Origin of the sequence: Geminocystis sp. GBBB08 (assembly GCF_016743215.1) — a bacterium.
Lineage (GTDB): Bacteria > Cyanobacteriota > Cyanobacteriia > Cyanobacteriales > Cyanobacteriaceae > Geminocystis.
Genome location: NZ_VRZC01000086.1, coordinates 1 through 15,420, shown reverse-complemented (window position 1 = coordinate 15,420; position 15,420 = coordinate 1). Strand labels below are relative to the sequence as shown.

Sequence of the window (15,420 nt, the reverse complement as noted above, 5' to 3'; positions counted from 1 at the left end):
CGGCCATCCCATTGCAAGAGTGCAAGAGTGCCTATCCTCATCAAAATACTATGAGGCAACCCCTAAATACTGATTCCCTAGAAAAAAACGAGCACCTACTTAAAGAACGATCGCCAATCTCCACCTGATGAAGAAAGGTTAGAAGGGGTTAATTATATTTCAGGAAACCAATCTTCATCTAATAATTGATCTAAAGTATAAGGACATTCTAGGGGAAAAGTATTAAGTCCTGATTTTTTTAGTACATATTTTCTACTATCTTGATAGATACTATTAAGATTTGTTTCTAAATAATGAGCAAAATTTGTAGTCATACGTCTATTAATCTGAGTACGAAAACTAATTACTTCCGATTCCCAGTGACGGTAATTTTGTTCTCTTTCTTCATGCGAATACTGTAACAATAATAAATGTCTAATAATTTGTTCTAATAAACTTTCAATTTTATGTCTTTTTTCACTTCCCAAGTCTTCTAACTCCTCTATTAAATTCGGTAAATCTAGTTGATGAAATTGTTTTTCTTTTAATAATTTTACGGTTTCTTCTAACCACAAATAATCATCAATCTCGTATAATTCTTTTAACTTTTCCTGAGTATCTACTATCATATTTTTTCTCTTCTTACTTTCAATACCATTAACTTTATTATATTTGATTAAATCAAAAAACAGATCCTCCCTTATGCCTCTTAATTAAGGAAGACTAAATACTGATTGCTTACAAAAAAACGATCGCCTACCTAAAAAATGATCGCCAATTTCCACCTGATGAAGAAAGGTTAGCAGGGATTAATTATATTTCAGGAAACCAATGTTTATTTAATAATTCATCTAAATTATATGGACATTCTGAAGGAAAAGTATCCAACCCTGATTTAACTATTACATATAAACGGGCATCTTGGTAAATCTCGGCTAAATTTGTATTCAGATAATTATAAAAATTAGTCGTTATTCTTTTGTTAATTTGACTACGAAAACTAATTACTTCTGATTCCCAGTGACGGTAATTTTTTTCTCTTTCTTCATGCCAATATTGTAACAATAATAAATGTCTAATAATTTGTTCTAATAGACTTTGTAATGCTAATTTATCTCTTTTTGCCAAACTTTCTAACTCCTCAATTAAATTCTCTAAATCTAGTTGATGAAATTGTTTTTCTTTTAATAATTTTACGGTTTCTTCTAACCACAAATGATCATCAATCTCGTATAATTCTTTTAACTTTTCCTGAGTATCTACTATCATCTTTTCTCTATCCTTACTTTCAATACCATTAACTTTATTATATTTGATCAAATCAAAAAACAGATTCTCCCTTACACCTCTTATAGAACCTATTTGATATTTACATCTGTAACCGAAATAACAAAAGGTTTTGACGAGATTAAAGCATTTATTCTCAAATCATTACTATGTAATTCTTCTAAAAAAGATACCAAATGGGTTCTATAGCAAGCAATAAACGGGTTAGTTAAGACATTATCAAAATCTACAGTTGTCATTCCGAGATAACCAGAGGAATCTCAAAACGTCCTAATCAACTCATTATCTGCTATCATAAGGAAGACTAAATATTGATTACTTACAAAAAAACGATCGCCTACCTAAAGAACGATCGCCGAATATTATTTAATAAATTAAATTTTTAGCGTTTTGATTTATTTAAAAACTATAGAACAGGAAAGAATTTTCTGGTGAAAGATGAAATAGACTGAGCTTTGATAGATTGAGTATTAAAAGTTGGTAAACATGCTCATTCTAGCACCAATTACAATCATTAATCCGGGTTGTTCATAAAAAACACTAAAGTTACTGGGATTACTATGGAATTAATTATCTTAAAACTTTATTACTATATTAATAGTTACAAAAATGCGGATCTGGGTTTTAAGCAATTCCATCGCCACTCCTTCAAATTTTGATTACTAATCATGACTCATGGCTAAAGTTTGATCAGCAAATAATTGAGCTTCTACTTGTTCACAAATACGATGATATGTAATTAAATGTATCTCTTGAATATAGGGAGTATTTTTTTCCCTAACAAAAAGAGGATAATCAATTAAGCCATTCATCATACCACCATTATTTCCCGCCATGCCAATGGTAATTAAACCCCTTTCTTTTGCTACTTTTAAAGCCTGAATAACATTGGGAGATTTTCCTGAAGTAGATAAAACCCATAAAATATCTCCCGCCTTGCCAAAAGATTGTACTTGACGGGCGAAAATTGTTTCAAATTCATGATCATTACTCCATGCTGTTAGGGTAGCTGGATTTGTCCCTAGTGCGATCGCTGGTAATCCGGGTCGATTAAGTTGAAAACGTCCTACAAATTCCGCAGCTATATGTTGTGCATCCGCAGCCGAGCCACCATTTCCACAAATCAATAAAGTATGACCAGTTTGAAAACGAGAAGCTAAAATATCGATAACTTTATCAATATCTTGACAATATTCTTCATTAAAAGATTCTTCTAAGCACTGTAATCTTTTTTGTACCCAAGAGTTCAATTTTTGCCTCCTCTAATAAAATTGTAAATTTTGAAAAATGAGGGATAAATCCCTTACGACAAGCTACTCTTTTTTCTTTATCAATATATATTGTGAATAGAAAATCTCAATTTAACTGCAAACTTGAGCAACTAAACTGATGACATCATGACGAGTGAGTTTCGGTTTACCTAAAATTAACACTTCTAAAGTGGCATGAGCAAGGGTTAAAGGTATTTGACAAAATTGTAAAGCCGGCCCTTTAGGTAAAGATTTGGTATAAGCATCGGCTAAAGTGAGATTATAACGGGCATAATGGTGCATATCTTCTAACTGCCACCCTTGAGGGAAAAAACTTACACCTCGAAGTTTATCTTCTTGATGATTACGGAGAATATTTATTGCTTGTAAACCTCTTCCAAAACCAATGGCATCTTCTCGATTCGTTTGAGTGTTGTCATACCATCCCCACAAATCAGATAAGAGTAAACCCACAGAACCAGCTACACTAAAAGTATATTGATCTAAATTAGATTTAGTTTTAATTGTCCAATTGTTATCAGCCCAATAAGCCATTCTGTCCGCCATTGCCGCTGTTGCTTCCCAAATTCTTCCAGCAATACTTGAAGGAGCTAATAAAGCCCATTCTCCAAAACGATAACTAACTTCGGGTATGATTTGCTGATAAGGTTTAATCACCTCTGTCATTTCTTCATGAGTAATATTTTTGCAACCTGATTGTAATGCTAAACTAATATCTCTCAAAATTTTCGCTTTAGTTTGATTATCAAGGTGAGGATGATCTTCAATTTCATCAATAGCTCTCATACATAAATAAGCAGAGGTAACGGCTTCTTGTAATCCATTGGGTAAACGACTAATGGGAATATAAAAAGTTCGACTGGTTTCCTTAAGAGTTTTTAAGGCATCTTTTTTCAAATTCATTGATATTAACTCCTCACGCCCATAAAATGGGGCAATACTAATACTGTTTAGGTAATCTTAACTGAATTTTCTCTAATTAGCACTCCTTCTCTAAATCAAAAATTATAACCAACGATTCTTATTTCTTTCAATTTTTCTTTTAACTAGGGGTGCGTCATAAAGTATTAATAGTTAGGGCAATGGGCAATAGGTAAGTTTCCTCATTCCTCATTCCTCATTCCAAATATCTAATCTTTTAACCATTAAAGCGGTTTTAAAGTAAAAAGACTCAAGATTTTTTCGGCTTCTTGATATTCAGAAAATCTCACATTTTTTAGCTCTTTTTCACCTAAAATAATTGAATAATTAAAAAGTTGATAAACACTTAGTAAATTAGGATAACTAGGAGCAAATTTTTCCCAAGTAGTTTCACCTTCAAAAATTAAACCTGACTCAATTTTTAAGCCAATTTCTTCTTCTAAACCTCGATAAGCACCCTTAAGAGGAGTTTCATCTTTTTTGAGTTTTTCTGTTATGGTTGATAAATCTCTTTTTCTTACTACACCACTGAAAAATATTTGTTGATCTTCTATTAATTGAAAGTAATTATTCCCCAGTTTAAATTTTACATCAATAGAGCTAACTTTTAATAATCTTACTAATTGTTGATTAATAATTTCTAAACTAGATTCTCCTTCAATTATTTCTGTGAATAATTCTTCAAGGGTTTTATTTCCATGTTGATGATGCCAATTATTGGTATCAATATCATATTTAGAAAGTAAATTTACTAATTTTTCATAACTATTATAATCATTAATATTCATCAGCATTTTTAATTTAGGATCTTTTTTTTTGCCAAAAGGAGTTTTACCCCCCTTTGTGTGTTTATTTTACAAAATGATTAAACGACAGCCAGAATTTGTCGGTGATTCGTCAATTTCACGGTAAAGAATATCAATCCATTCTTCTTCTTCAGGAAAATTTTTATTTTTGACGACAAAAACCCAGTATTGTTTTATCTTTAAGGCATTTCGCACAAGGGTATATTGTTTTCCTTTTAAATCATAAAGGATATTTTGTCCTTTTCCTTCACTATCACACAGGCAAACTCCAATCCGGATTATTTCCCCTTCTTGATTTTCTAAACCAATTACTCCATGAATACCCAAAATTTCCCATAAAGTGGCAAAATCGTTTAAATCTGAGCGTTTTTCTAAAGCTAACTTAACGCGCTTCGGTAAGTATTTTTGAGCAACTTCTAACAAAGTAGTTTCATTCAAATCTGACGCTGTTAAGTGCGAGATTTTGAGCTTAGATGCGATGGCTAAAAACTTAATGCGTAAACTAAACATATATTCCTCCATAAAATCAGACAAATTTAGACACAAGCAACCTTTGGGCTACTTATTTCTGATGTTGAAGGTATATTTACTCATGGGACGGCTTTAGTCTTACGTTTATATGGGATCATTATAACCAAAAAACTTTTATTTTGACAAGGAAAAAAGATAAATTATTTTACTGGACAATTTTCAGAATAATATCGTCTAAATTAGCCATATCAAAATTAGTTTGATTAATGTTAGCGTCAACTAATTTTGCTTTCTGAAGATTAGCTCTGGTAAAATTAGACCAAGAGAGTTTTGCTTTTAATAAATTAGCATAGGAAAAATCTGTCATTTTAAAACTACCCCATATCATCATACTTTCGTTAAAATTAGAGTGGTTAAAATTGCCTTTAACAAAATTACCTCCGCTTAAATTGGCATAACTAAAGTCAGCATAGGAGGCATTCATCCCTACTCCATTAACTCCATTCATTTGGGTTAAAGATAAATTTGCTCCTTCGAGATTGGTATTCATCATAATGGCATTAGTTAAATTAGCACCCTGTAAATTAGCACCTTGCAAGTTAGCATCAGTTAAGTTAGCACGACTAAGAAGACAGCTAATCATTTTGGCACGACTAAAATTGGCTTTTTTTAAATTAGTGTCATGTAATAAGGCACAAACTAATGAGGCATAACTGAAATTACTTTCACTAAGATTAGCATTGCGTAAACTAGCATCCGATAAGTCAGATTTGGTTAAATTTGCTTTGTATAAATTAGCTTGGATTAAATTAATCGCTGTTAAATCACTTTCAATAATAGCATTACTGAGATTTGCTTCCTTAAGATTAGCTTGTTGTAATGAGCAATTGACTAAATTAACGTCTGTTAAATCGGCTTCTTTAAGATTGATACGACTAAGATTAATATTATCCAACATTTGACCGTGAAGATCCACTTTTTCAAAGTTAGTTTCGCCTCTTTGGTATCTTTCTACTAATTCTTGAACATCCATAATTAATTTAACAATTTTTTTCGCTTAAGAAATCTATTTTTTTGGTGATAAATTGAGCAATTTTTTTTGCCCCTCCTGTTTTTCCTAGCCTTTTTTTCCCGTTGACGGCTATTGATTGCCATAAATCAGGTGTTGACAATAATTCTTGTATTTTTTCAGCTACCTGTGAAGGATTATTGACTAATTGTAGAGAAATTCCTAATAAACGAGTTTGATTTTTCGCAAATTTTTCATTATATTGAGAACCGTTACCCGGAAATGCGATGGCTGGTTTCCCTAATCCTACAAATTGTTCTGTTGCTGTGCCGGCCATAGCTATAGATAAATCACAATAGTTTAAACATTGATCATAGACATTTTTAGTTAATATTAATTTTGCCCTTTTCTTAGTAAATACTATTATATCGGAATCGTTAATAGGTATATTCACGGATTTTAAGGAAGTTTCTTGCCACTGTTGAGAATATAAATATTCAGTAAATTTACTTAAAGATAATGATGGTGCGATAGCGGCTACAAAAATTAAATCTGAAGATTGACTATCGATAACAAAATCAACAGCTTTAAGTATTAATTGCCAATTATCGAGGGCTTCTGGTAATCTTGAGCCGGGTAAGAGTAAAATTTTGAGAAAATAATCATGATTAGATGGTAAAGGAGGTATGGTTAAGTCATCCATCATCGGATTACCAAAATCATAGGCAGGAATATTATCTTGCTGTAAACTTTGAGTAGTGATAGAATCCCGAGGAAAAACCCCAAAACAACGATGATTTTTCATTAACCATCTTTCCCAAGGGTAATAGATTGAACCAAAATAATGATCAATTTTCGATATATTTTCTAACCAACCATCTTCATTGCGTAAATAATATTCCGATTTTGCTGTGCCAATAAAGCCATATTTTGCACCGCTTAACCATGCAAACAAAAGAGGTAAAATATCGCCTACGGCTAAAATATAACCGCCGTTTTTTGCCCATAATTTCACAGCTTTAAATTGAGTTAAAGTTAAACCAATTAAACCATGACGCACATCTTGCCATAGTTGTTGACTATCCATATAAATAAAACCTCCTGAAGGCATTTTTTTTACTGGTGCAATAAAAGGTATTTTTTCTGATTCATAAGCAAATCCTTCTCCTACCATTGGTAAACAAGCTAGGGAGATTTTGGGATTAATTTGCCGTAATTGGCTTATAATTTTTACAGCAATAATATCTTCACCGTGACCATTACTGATAACTAATAACTTCATAATTAAGTAGGTAAGCTAAATTTATACTGCATTTTACTTTTCTCAAATCTATAATAACAATATGTAACAAAAAGTAATAAGAAGTTTTAACCCTCCTGCCTTGCATTGCTATATACCATTAATTTTGTCTAGGTATTAACAAAAATATTGTAACGAGGATAATATTGTCTTTGATAAAAAAATGAATCAGTGAAAATCTTGATCGATAGATTATTATAAATATATGAATTAGATGAAAATTAGCTTAGGAGTGACAACAATGGATTTTAGCCATATCCAATTTTGTAACGATAAAACGAAAATAGATTTAGTACAATTGTTAGAGTTATATAAAAATACTGCCTTTTGGGCGCAAAATCGCACTTTAGAAGATGTAGAAATTGCCATTGCTAATAGTAACCCTGTTATTTCTATTTGGGATAATCAAAGGTTGATTGGTAGTGGTAGGGCAACTTCTGATGGGGTTTATCGCGCTACGATTTGGGATGTGGTAATTCACCCTGACTATCAAGGTTATGGTTTAGGAAGTAAATTGGTAGAAACTTTAATTAGTCATCCTCATCTGAGTCGAGTGGAGAGAGTTTATTTAACTACGACTCATCAACAAAAGTTTTATCAAAAAATTGGTTTCATCGAAAATTCGACAACAACGATGGTTTTATATAATCGTTATCCTACTAGCAATGATTTTATGAAAGAATGTCAACAATTAACAGTTGATAATTAACAATTAATTTTAGATAATAGGCATCTTGTTTGCTATGGTGAGTGAGATTTAAAAAGTTGATCAATTTTTTTTAGATGCCAAATTCAGAGTATCAAGGCGACTTGACGCTGGTATTGCAGAAAGTAAATGCCATAGATAACTATGGGTAAGTTTTATATAACAGGAAGAAATACCTGCCATTGTGTAGAGTCGTTGTTTTCAGGGTTAGAATTTAAGACTAATTTTCCTGCCATCATTTCCAATAAAATTTCTGCTAACATAATTTTCATGCCACTAGATAGTTGAGGCAGACTGTTTAATTGTTTCAATTCTTCTATGGGTAATTTAATTAAATTGATATTTTCACTAATGCTTAAATGCTGAGAAGGAAAGTCAATGTTAATAATAGCTTGTTGAGTATCTTCTTCAATGAGGAGAGTTAAAGTTATTTTTCCCATGTTGCTATAATCAATAACTACTTCTAATAAGAAAAAAAGAGTGTTGATTAATTTTTCTCTATCAACATTGACAATGACATTGTCTCTTATCTCTCCTAGTTTTAAGCTGAGATTTCGATTTGCAGCTTGTAAAGACATTATTTCGTGTATATCTTCTAATAATTCTCCTAAATTTACTTTTTGGATTTCTAAGGTTAGCCTACCTACTTCTAGTTTAGACACTTCGGTTAATTGATCAATAATTCCCATTAATTTCTTGGCATATTTATACGCCTCCTCAATAAATTCTCTTTCTTCTTCCTGACTTTCACATAAATCACTGATAATTAATTGATGTAACCCCATTAAGCTACTAAGAGGGGATCTAATTTCATGGGCGATTCTACCGAGAAAACCTGCTTTAAAACGACTATTTTGTAGGGATTCTTGATAAGCTAGTTTCGTTTTGGTCAATTCTTCTGTAAGATTATTAATATCTGTCATAGGGGTTTAAAAAGATTGAATATTTGAGTAACAATTAAGTTATATTCTTGAAAAGAGAAAATTAATTAGCATTCCTTAATTGAAGTATAAAAGCAAAAATGAAAGAAGACAAGTTCAAAACTTGTTTTATGTACTTTTTTTTGCGTTTTTGCACCATGAGCGCCTTTGCGAGAGATAATTTATCAAGATCAATTGAACATTAGTTAGAGGAAATCAAAGACTATTATAATTTTCACTTTGATTTAATATACAGTTAATTTTGCCTATTAATTTATATGTCTTCACCATCACCATCAAATAAACCTTATAAAAGTCGATTATTTAATTTTGTCAACCGACATTATATCAAGTTAAATAGTCAAGTTAATGTTAAATTTCGTGAATGGGGATATGTGGCAAAAACGGGTTTACAAACTTTAGTTTTTCCTTTCTTTTGGCTATGGGAAACCACAAAAAAAATTAGTAAAACTTTTTCTCCGGCTTCTTCTTCTGTTTCTTCTGGGTTAAAAAATTCTTCACTACAAAAAACTTTGACTTCAGGAGATGATTTAATTAAAAGTGTCAATGAAGCGATTAATCTTCATCCTCAATTAACCTCTTTTCCTGTCAAAAATTTTCAAGGTTTTGCTAGTCGCTTAAAAGATAAACAGATAATTTGTGTTTTAGAAAATAATAAGTTTAGTGATATTATTCCTTTGGATAAACAAGGAGAAGTTAATAACATTATTAATAATGTTATTGATAGATTAACTAATCCTCAAATTTTACCTTCTACTGAAAACTATAACTTTTTTTCTCGATTTTTAGCTTGGTTTAATATTTTCGGAAAGTCAAAGATGGAAGTAAAAATTTCTCAAGATATTAATAACCTTCATCCATCAGATTTAGTTTTAAATAATAGTGAATTTTCTTTGGATTTTTCCCCTCAGCAATCTTATCCGCTTATTTTATTTATAGATAACTTTTTCGCTAGTTTAGAAACTATTTCTTTTTCTTTGAACAGTGGTAACATTATTACCTTAGAAAATGAAAATAATAATATTGAGATTAACTCTGAAAATTTAAATGAAAAACAAGACAATACTTTCTCTATCTTGATTTTTATTCAACAGGCGATCGATTATTTTTTTAAGAGAAAGAAAAACCCTAATAATTTAATCGATAATAAAAAAGATGATAATATCCTTAGTCAATTACCATCTCAATCTAATAATAAACCTTCTTTACCAGAAATTGACAATAAGTCTTCAACTAATCCAATTCAAATCATAATTAGTCAATCTCAGGAAACAATATCAGAAATAATCCCTCTTATTCAAGATACAGCCGAAGAAATTATTACTCAGAGTTTAACTCAACTTAATGTTGCGAAAAATAATCTTAATAATAAACTCAATAATCCTGAAGACCCTTTTCAAGTTAAAATACTAATTTGGGCAGCAATTAATTACTTTTTTAATAAGAAAAATAAGCCTAATAATTTAGCGTCAAATAATAATCAACAAAACTTTTTACCGAGTTTTTCAAGCACCGAAGTTATCTTAATTAATGAAGAAGTTGCCGATCCTTGGTTATCATGGGAAGATTTATATGGTGATAATACCTTGCCTGATTTTTCCCCTCACAATGATAATTCTTTGAGAATTATTGAGGATAAGGAAATTATAGAAGAAACAGACAAAAAGGCGATCGCATTAACTTCAGAATTGTCAGAATTGCCGATGGCAAAGGAGAAAAATAATCAAACAATAACCAGAAAAACTGACTCGGAAAATGCAACCATAAAAAAAGATAAAAGAGAGAAAAAAGAAAAGGTCATTTTAGAAGCAATAGAAGTCAAAGTAATCGAGATAAAATATGAAAAACATTTTCTACAATTTATTTTAGAAAAACTTGATCAACTGATGCTATGGCTGGAAGAAATTATCGTTAAAATAGTCAAGAAAATAAAATCGTTAGTACAAAAATTGAATTAACTTTAGTTAGGGTATGCTGTTGGGAATCAGAAAGCTATAAAAATCTTAGAATTTAGAATTTAGCCATTGCCCATTGCCCATTGCATCGTTGCCCAAATAAATTGTTAATTGTTAAAAGACTAAAGGATGTTAAATAGCGATAATTTAATTATACCTATTAACTATTTCACAGCGATACATTCTATTTCTACTAAAACATCTTTTGGTAAACGAGACACTTCGACACAAGCACGCGCTGGAGGATTTTCAGGGAAATATTCACCATAAACTTGATTCATCGGACTAAAATTAGTTAAATCACTGAGAAAAACACTTGTTTTCACAATATTTGACCAATTAACTTCAGCTTGAGTTAAAATAGCTTCAATATTCGCCATAACTTGCTTTGTTTGTGCCGTAATATCACCCTCTCCGACAATTTCTCCTGTGTCAGGATTTAAAGGAATTTGTCCAGCAATAAAAATAAATTCACCTTGTGCTACGATTGCCTGACTATAAGGGCCGACAGGGGAAGGAGCATTTTTAGTATAAATAACTTTTTTTGTATTCACTATAATAATTAGGAATTAGGAATTAGGAATAACCAATGATCAATTTAGAAATTAAGGATGAGGAATAGGCATCTTGCCAGTAATTTATAATTTCCTTGATTTGTAGCTTACTTAATTATTACTGAAAAAATAACTGCTGCCAAGAAAATGACAACAGTTTTTAGTATTATATACGAGTTTCTTAATAAGCTAGACCCATACTACGAGTTGTCTCCGCACCTAAATAGACACGGATACTGAGAAAGTCAGTAGGACAAGCAGTTTCACAACGTTTACAACCAACGCAATCTTCAGTGCGAGGAGAAGACGCTATCTGTGCCGCCTTACAACCATCCCAAGGTACCATTTCTAATACATCAAGAGGACAAGCACGAACACACTGGGTACAGCCGATACAGGTATCGTAAATTTTTACACTATGGGACATAAAATAAAGACTCCTTACTGATTTTTATCAATGATTTCTCAAATTTAAGGTTTACTTTACCGCAGTATATAATCTTCGTCACCGTTTCTGATATATAACTTTAAACTCTGTAACAATTATTATTAGTATGTTTTTAGAAATAATATAGTATTATAAGGAAATCAGGATCATCGAATCTTTACCGGTAACAATTCGTTATAATTGTGTCTAAGTGCTTTTTTTGTTATAATTGCGTTTATCCTGAAAAAAAAGACAAATTAGGAGTAAGATATTTTAAATTATCTTAGATCAACTCAAGAGATAACAGTGATCATGTTTGGGTTTGACATTATCAAATGCAGCAAACTTAATCATCGTAAAAATTTTCCAATTGTCTGAGTGTCTTTTGCCTTTTATCTTCTGCTATATTTGTTTGAATGAAACAATTAATTCCATTATTCCATGAATATAAATAATGTACTAAGAAATAAGTCATATTATGAGGATAATCAAAACTTATTTTCTATGGATAAAGCAAAAAGTAATAAATAACCAATCGAGAATTTTTCATCCCAGAGTATCTACTCTTAAAAGAAATCCATAGTTTTTCATACAGTTTATTAAAACTTTTTTATGATCTTAACTAAAGAAATAATTTTCATTACTTAGAACATTTTATTTGCTATTTATAAATATGAATAATGGTGGTAAATTGAATAACATTGACTAGTCATACAAATCTAGGGAATATAAATCACCAAAATTTGATTTATTTAAAAAATCCCAAGATAAATGAAGGTAAAAAAAATTGATAGAGCTTATGAATAATTACAGATTTTCCTTAGCTAATCCCAAAGATTTAGAGAAAGATAAACCTCATTTTTAATTTTAATCAGTCTTCGGAAATAATGACTTAAATATTTAGATAGTCAAGAACAAAAATAGAGAATTATTTTAGTTAATTAATCATGATAAATAGAGCAGTCATTTATCAAAAATCTCAGCTTAAAAGTGTTAATCTCTAATAAATTTATCCCAGAGAAGTTAAGAATAAATATTGTATAAAAAAAAGCTAATCTATCAGTTTTTATCGGTAACAAATCTAAAGAATAATAACATAACATTATCATCAAAATTTTTTGAGGGAATTGAATGCCAAAACAAATTATTATTGCAGAAAAAAATCATATAGCGGCAGTATTTGCTGATGATCAAATTCAAGAATTAGTAGTTGCGACAGGAAATCAACAAGTAGGAGATATTTATTTAGGTACGGTAGAAAATATAATTTCTGGTATCGATGCCGCTTTTGTTAACATCGGTGATGCAGAAAAAAATGGTTTTATTCATGTAACGGATTTAGGGCCTTTAAGATTAAGAAAAACTGCCGGTGCGATTACGGAATTATTATCTCCTCAACAATCTGTATTAGTTCAAGTAATGAAAGAGCCTACGGGTTCAAAAGGACCTCGTTTGACAGGGAATATTAGTCTCCCAGGTCGTTATCTGGTATTAATGCCCTATGGTAAAGGAGTTAGCCTTTCTCGAAGAATTAAAAATGATAATGAGCGTAATCGCTTACGGGCTTTAGCTATTTTATTAAAACCAGCGGGGATGGGCTTATTAGTGCGTACAGAGGCAGAAGGCACTACAGAAGAGGGAATTATTGAAGATTTAGAATTATTACAAAAACAATGGGAGAAAATTCAACAAGAGGCGAATACCATTAACGCCCCAGCTTTACTTAACCGAGATGATGATTTTATTCAACGGGTATTGCGAGATATGTATGCCGATGATGTAAATCGCATTGTGGTTGATTCAGAAGATAGTGTAAAACGTGTTAAAAAACAGTTGATTAATTGGGGTGGAGGGCGACATCCTGAAGGTATTGTAATTGATTATCACCAAGAAACTCGCCCGATTTTAGACTATTTCCGAGTTAATGCAGCCATCAAAGAAGCCTTGAAGCCCAGAGTAGATTTACCTTCTGGAGGTTATATTATCATCGAACCAACAGAGGCTTTAACGGTTATTGATGTCAATTCAGGCTCTTTTACTCATTCAGCGACTTCCAGAGAGACGGTTTTATGGACTAATTATGAAGCGGCGGGAGAAATTGCCCGACAGTTGAAGTTACGGAATATTGGCGGTGTTATCATTATTGATTTTATTGATATGGATTCTCGCCGTGATAAACTGAAATTGTTAGAGCATTTTAACCGAGCCTTAAAAACTGATAAAGCACGTCCTCAAATTGCTCAATTGTCAGAGTTAGGATTAGTGGAGTTAACCCGTAAACGTCAAGGGAAGAACGTATATGAATTATTTGGATTACCTTGTTCTCATTGTGCCGGTTTAGGGTTAATAGCTCATTTACCCGGTCATCATCATGAAATTGAACAGTTACCGCCTAGTTATTATCAACCGATTATTGTCAATAAAAATTCTGAAAAAACAGTTATAGAGGATAAAAATAGCTTCTTAGAAGATTATACCAATGATCAAGAGGATAATAAATTAATCAATCACCCTAGTTATGAAGAATCCACCAATGGCACTCGTCGCCGTCGTCGCCGTCGGGAAACCACAGGTAAAGAAGAACCAGTTTTAATCGCAACTAATGGGCAAACTACAGAATCTGAGGCTAAACCGGAAAGAAAAAGTACTATTCTCAATCGTACTCCTCAGCGGGATGAGACGAAAATGGAAAAAGTAGTCATTAAAATGACAGAAGCAGAACAAGATATTTATGCTTTAATGGGTGTTTCTCCTTTACTTCATTTAGAACAAGAATTTAAAGATCCTAAATCTGTACTAATATATATTGCTTCTCCTGATGATGAATCTAGTATTTCTGACGATATACCTCAAGAAGAAGATCAAAATAATTCTGTGGGAGAAATTTCTGAAAATCGCCTTTTAGATGCGATCGCCAATATTGTCCCTTTTTCTGAAAATAACCATAACAATGAAACAGAGACATTAGAATCGGGGGAATCTGTAGAAGAGGAAATAGAAGAAAGTAAAAATGATGGCGCTGTGGAAATAGAAGAAACAGAACCTGAAATCATAAATATTAGTAATATTATCGAGCCTGAAACTATTTCAGAAGCAATAATCAAACAAGCGTTAGAACAAGAACAACCGGTAGTACGTACTCGTCGTCGTCGCACTTCTACTTCTTCAGCATCGTAATCAGGAATGAGGAATTAGAATTTAGAATGAGGAAATTGAGCATCATTGCCCATTCCCTTGCCTTTTAAGAAGAGATAAGGGGGGGGTTTCTGTCAGATAAAAAATAATAAGAATTGCTTAGGATAGATGTTTTCAAAAAATAAGTAAAGTTCCTTAATTTAACCAAAAAAATCAGAAAGATAGTTTTTATCTTGAAGGTAATTTTTAGATTGTAGGTAAGAAAATTAAACTACCTAAAATTGACTGAGAGTAACTGGGTTTTTTCTGATGAGATTTGAGCCAAGTAGGAATAAAAATCCATCCAGCAAAAATTAATAAGGCAAGAAAGCCAAATTTAGTCATTAAACTAATTAACTGGTTTAACGGGATAATCATACCCACAAAATAAGCTAATGTCACCACAATTACACCCCAAACTGTCGCACCCATAAAGTTATAAAAGAGAAATTTAGGATAAGGCATTTCCACAATCCCGGCGATAGGCCCGGCAAATATTCGTAATAATGAGGTAAAACGTCCGAAAAGACCGGACTGAGCTCAAGTTTCCAGCAATTTACGTTTAGCCTTTTCAACCGCACCTTACGGAAAACCCAAAAAAAGGGTAGGTTTCGTTAAA

Annotated in this window: 15 protein-coding genes; 3 read left to right on the top strand and 12 right to left on the bottom strand. The window is 31.7% G+C overall.

Annotation, left to right across the window (positions count from 1 at the left end; translation table 11 throughout):
- Nucleotides 1–152: 152 nt before the first annotated feature.
- From FWJ34_RS11920 to FWJ34_RS11885, 8 genes are all read right to left on the bottom strand, one after another.
- On the bottom strand, nt 153–608 hold the full coding sequence (locus FWJ34_RS11920) for a DUF29 domain-containing protein (RefSeq protein WP_308255542.1): 456 nt from the start codon (nt 606–608) through the stop codon (nt 153–155).
- Between the two features lie 184 nt (nt 609–792).
- A complete protein-coding gene (locus tag FWJ34_RS11915; RefSeq protein ID WP_308255544.1) occupies nt 793–1,248 on the bottom strand; it encodes a DUF29 domain-containing protein in 456 nt (151 codons plus the stop codon).
- A 680-nt stretch (nt 1,249–1,928) separates the two neighbouring features.
- Nucleotides 1,929–2,516 (bottom strand): D-sedoheptulose 7-phosphate isomerase, encoded by a 588-nt coding sequence (gmhA, locus tag FWJ34_RS11910; RefSeq protein ID WP_308255541.1) that lies wholly within the window; start codon nt 2,514–2,516, stop codon nt 1,929–1,931.
- A 111-nt stretch (nt 2,517–2,627) separates the two neighbouring features.
- The gene (locus FWJ34_RS11905) at nt 2,628–3,440 is read right to left on the bottom strand and encodes a phytoene/squalene synthase family protein (RefSeq protein WP_308255540.1); all 813 of its coding nucleotides are present in this window, start codon (nt 3,438–3,440) and stop codon (nt 2,628–2,630) included.
- A 242-nt stretch (nt 3,441–3,682) separates the two neighbouring features.
- Entirely contained in the window at nt 3,683–4,246 is a 564-nt protein-coding gene (locus tag FWJ34_RS11900) for an NUDIX domain-containing protein (protein ID WP_308255539.1), read from the bottom strand.
- A 66-nt stretch (nt 4,247–4,312) separates the two neighbouring features.
- Complete coding sequence (locus FWJ34_RS11895; RefSeq protein ID WP_308255538.1) at nt 4,313–4,774, bottom strand: hypothetical protein; 462 nt, start codon at nt 4,772–4,774, stop codon at nt 4,313–4,315.
- Nucleotides 4,775–4,940: 166 nt separating this feature from the next.
- Nucleotides 4,941–5,768 (bottom strand): pentapeptide repeat-containing protein, encoded by an 828-nt coding sequence (locus tag FWJ34_RS11890; RefSeq protein ID WP_308255537.1) that lies wholly within the window; start codon nt 5,766–5,768, stop codon nt 4,941–4,943.
- A 7-nt stretch (nt 5,769–5,775) separates the two neighbouring features.
- Nucleotides 5,776–7,026, bottom strand: coding sequence for a lipid-A-disaccharide synthase-related protein (locus FWJ34_RS11885; protein ID WP_308255536.1), 1,251 nt, complete (start codon nt 7,024–7,026; stop codon nt 5,776–5,778).
- Nucleotides 7,027–7,285: 259 nt separating this feature from the next.
- Between FWJ34_RS11885 and FWJ34_RS11880 the strand changes: the two genes are divergently transcribed.
- Nucleotides 7,286–7,753 carry a GNAT family N-acetyltransferase gene (locus tag FWJ34_RS11880; RefSeq protein ID WP_308255543.1) on the top strand — a complete coding sequence of 156 codons (468 nt, stop codon included), beginning with the start codon at nt 7,286–7,288 and terminating at the stop codon, nt 7,751–7,753.
- A 152-nt stretch (nt 7,754–7,905) separates the two neighbouring features.
- Here FWJ34_RS11880 and FWJ34_RS11875 read toward each other — a convergent pair whose 3' ends face one another.
- Nucleotides 7,906–8,673, bottom strand: a complete 768-nt coding sequence (locus FWJ34_RS11875; RefSeq protein WP_308255535.1) for a histidine kinase dimerization/phospho-acceptor domain-containing protein — start codon at nt 8,671–8,673, stop codon at nt 7,906–7,908.
- 275 nt (nt 8,674–8,948) lie between these two features.
- Between FWJ34_RS11875 and FWJ34_RS11870 the strand changes: the two genes are divergently transcribed.
- The gene (locus FWJ34_RS11870) at nt 8,949–10,649 is read left to right on the top strand and encodes a hypothetical protein (RefSeq protein ID WP_308255534.1); all 1,701 of its coding nucleotides are present in this window, start codon (nt 8,949–8,951) and stop codon (nt 10,647–10,649) included.
- 161 nt (nt 10,650–10,810) lie between these two features.
- On the opposite strand, the gene FWJ34_RS11865 is transcribed toward FWJ34_RS11870, so the two are convergent.
- Nucleotides 10,811–11,200, bottom strand: coding sequence for a RidA family protein (locus tag FWJ34_RS11865; protein WP_308255533.1), 390 nt, complete (start codon nt 11,198–11,200; stop codon nt 10,811–10,813).
- Between the two features lie 181 nt (nt 11,201–11,381).
- The gene (psaC, locus tag FWJ34_RS11860; RefSeq protein WP_002764973.1) at nt 11,382–11,627 is read right to left on the bottom strand and encodes a photosystem I iron-sulfur center protein PsaC; all 246 of its coding nucleotides are present in this window, start codon (nt 11,625–11,627) and stop codon (nt 11,382–11,384) included.
- Nucleotides 11,628–12,758: 1,131 nt separating this feature from the next.
- Between psaC and FWJ34_RS11855 the strand changes: the two genes are divergently transcribed.
- Nucleotides 12,759–14,804: an Rne/Rng family ribonuclease gene (locus FWJ34_RS11855; RefSeq protein ID WP_308255532.1), complete on the top strand. Its 2,046-nt coding sequence runs from the start codon at nt 12,759–12,761 to the stop codon at nt 14,802–14,804.
- Between the two features lie 204 nt (nt 14,805–15,008).
- Here FWJ34_RS11855 and FWJ34_RS11850 read toward each other — a convergent pair whose 3' ends face one another.
- A complete protein-coding gene (locus FWJ34_RS11850; protein WP_308255531.1) occupies nt 15,009–15,266 on the bottom strand; it encodes a hypothetical protein in 258 nt (85 codons plus the stop codon).
- Nucleotides 15,267–15,420: the final 154 nt, after the last annotated feature.

Coding starts and splice junctions, on each gene's coding strand:
- FWJ34_RS11920 (WP_308255542.1), bottom strand. CDS start 608: ATGATAGTAGATACTCAGGAAAAGTTAAAAGAATTATACGAGATTGAT.
- FWJ34_RS11890 (WP_308255537.1), bottom strand. CDS start 5,768: ATGGATGTTCAAGAATTAGTAGAAAGATACCAAAGAGGCGAAACTAAC.
- FWJ34_RS11905 (WP_308255540.1), bottom strand. CDS start 3,440: ATGAATTTGAAAAAAGATGCCTTAAAAACTCTTAAGGAAACCAGTCGA.
- FWJ34_RS11870 (WP_308255534.1), top strand. CDS start 8,949: ATGTCTTCACCATCACCATCAAATAAACCTTATAAAAGTCGATTATTT.
- FWJ34_RS11885 (WP_308255536.1), bottom strand. CDS start 7,026: ATGAAGTTATTAGTTATCAGTAATGGTCACGGTGAAGATATTATTGCT.
- FWJ34_RS11875 (WP_308255535.1), bottom strand. CDS start 8,673: ATGACAGATATTAATAATCTTACAGAAGAATTGACCAAAACGAAACTA.
- psaC (WP_002764973.1), bottom strand. CDS start 11,627: ATGTCCCATAGTGTAAAAATTTACGATACCTGTATCGGCTGTACCCAG.
- FWJ34_RS11880 (WP_308255543.1), top strand. CDS start 7,286: ATGGATTTTAGCCATATCCAATTTTGTAACGATAAAACGAAAATAGAT.
- FWJ34_RS11850 (WP_308255531.1), bottom strand. CDS start 15,266: ATGCCTTATCCTAAATTTCTCTTTTATAACTTTATGGGTGCGACAGTT.
- FWJ34_RS11900 (WP_308255539.1), bottom strand. CDS start 4,246: ATGAATATTAATGATTATAATAGTTATGAAAAATTAGTAAATTTACTT.
- FWJ34_RS11895 (WP_308255538.1), bottom strand. CDS start 4,774: ATGTTTAGTTTACGCATTAAGTTTTTAGCCATCGCATCTAAGCTCAAA.
- FWJ34_RS11855 (WP_308255532.1), top strand. CDS start 12,759: ATGCCAAAACAAATTATTATTGCAGAAAAAAATCATATAGCGGCAGTA.
- FWJ34_RS11915 (WP_308255544.1), bottom strand. CDS start 1,248: ATGATAGTAGATACTCAGGAAAAGTTAAAAGAATTATACGAGATTGAT.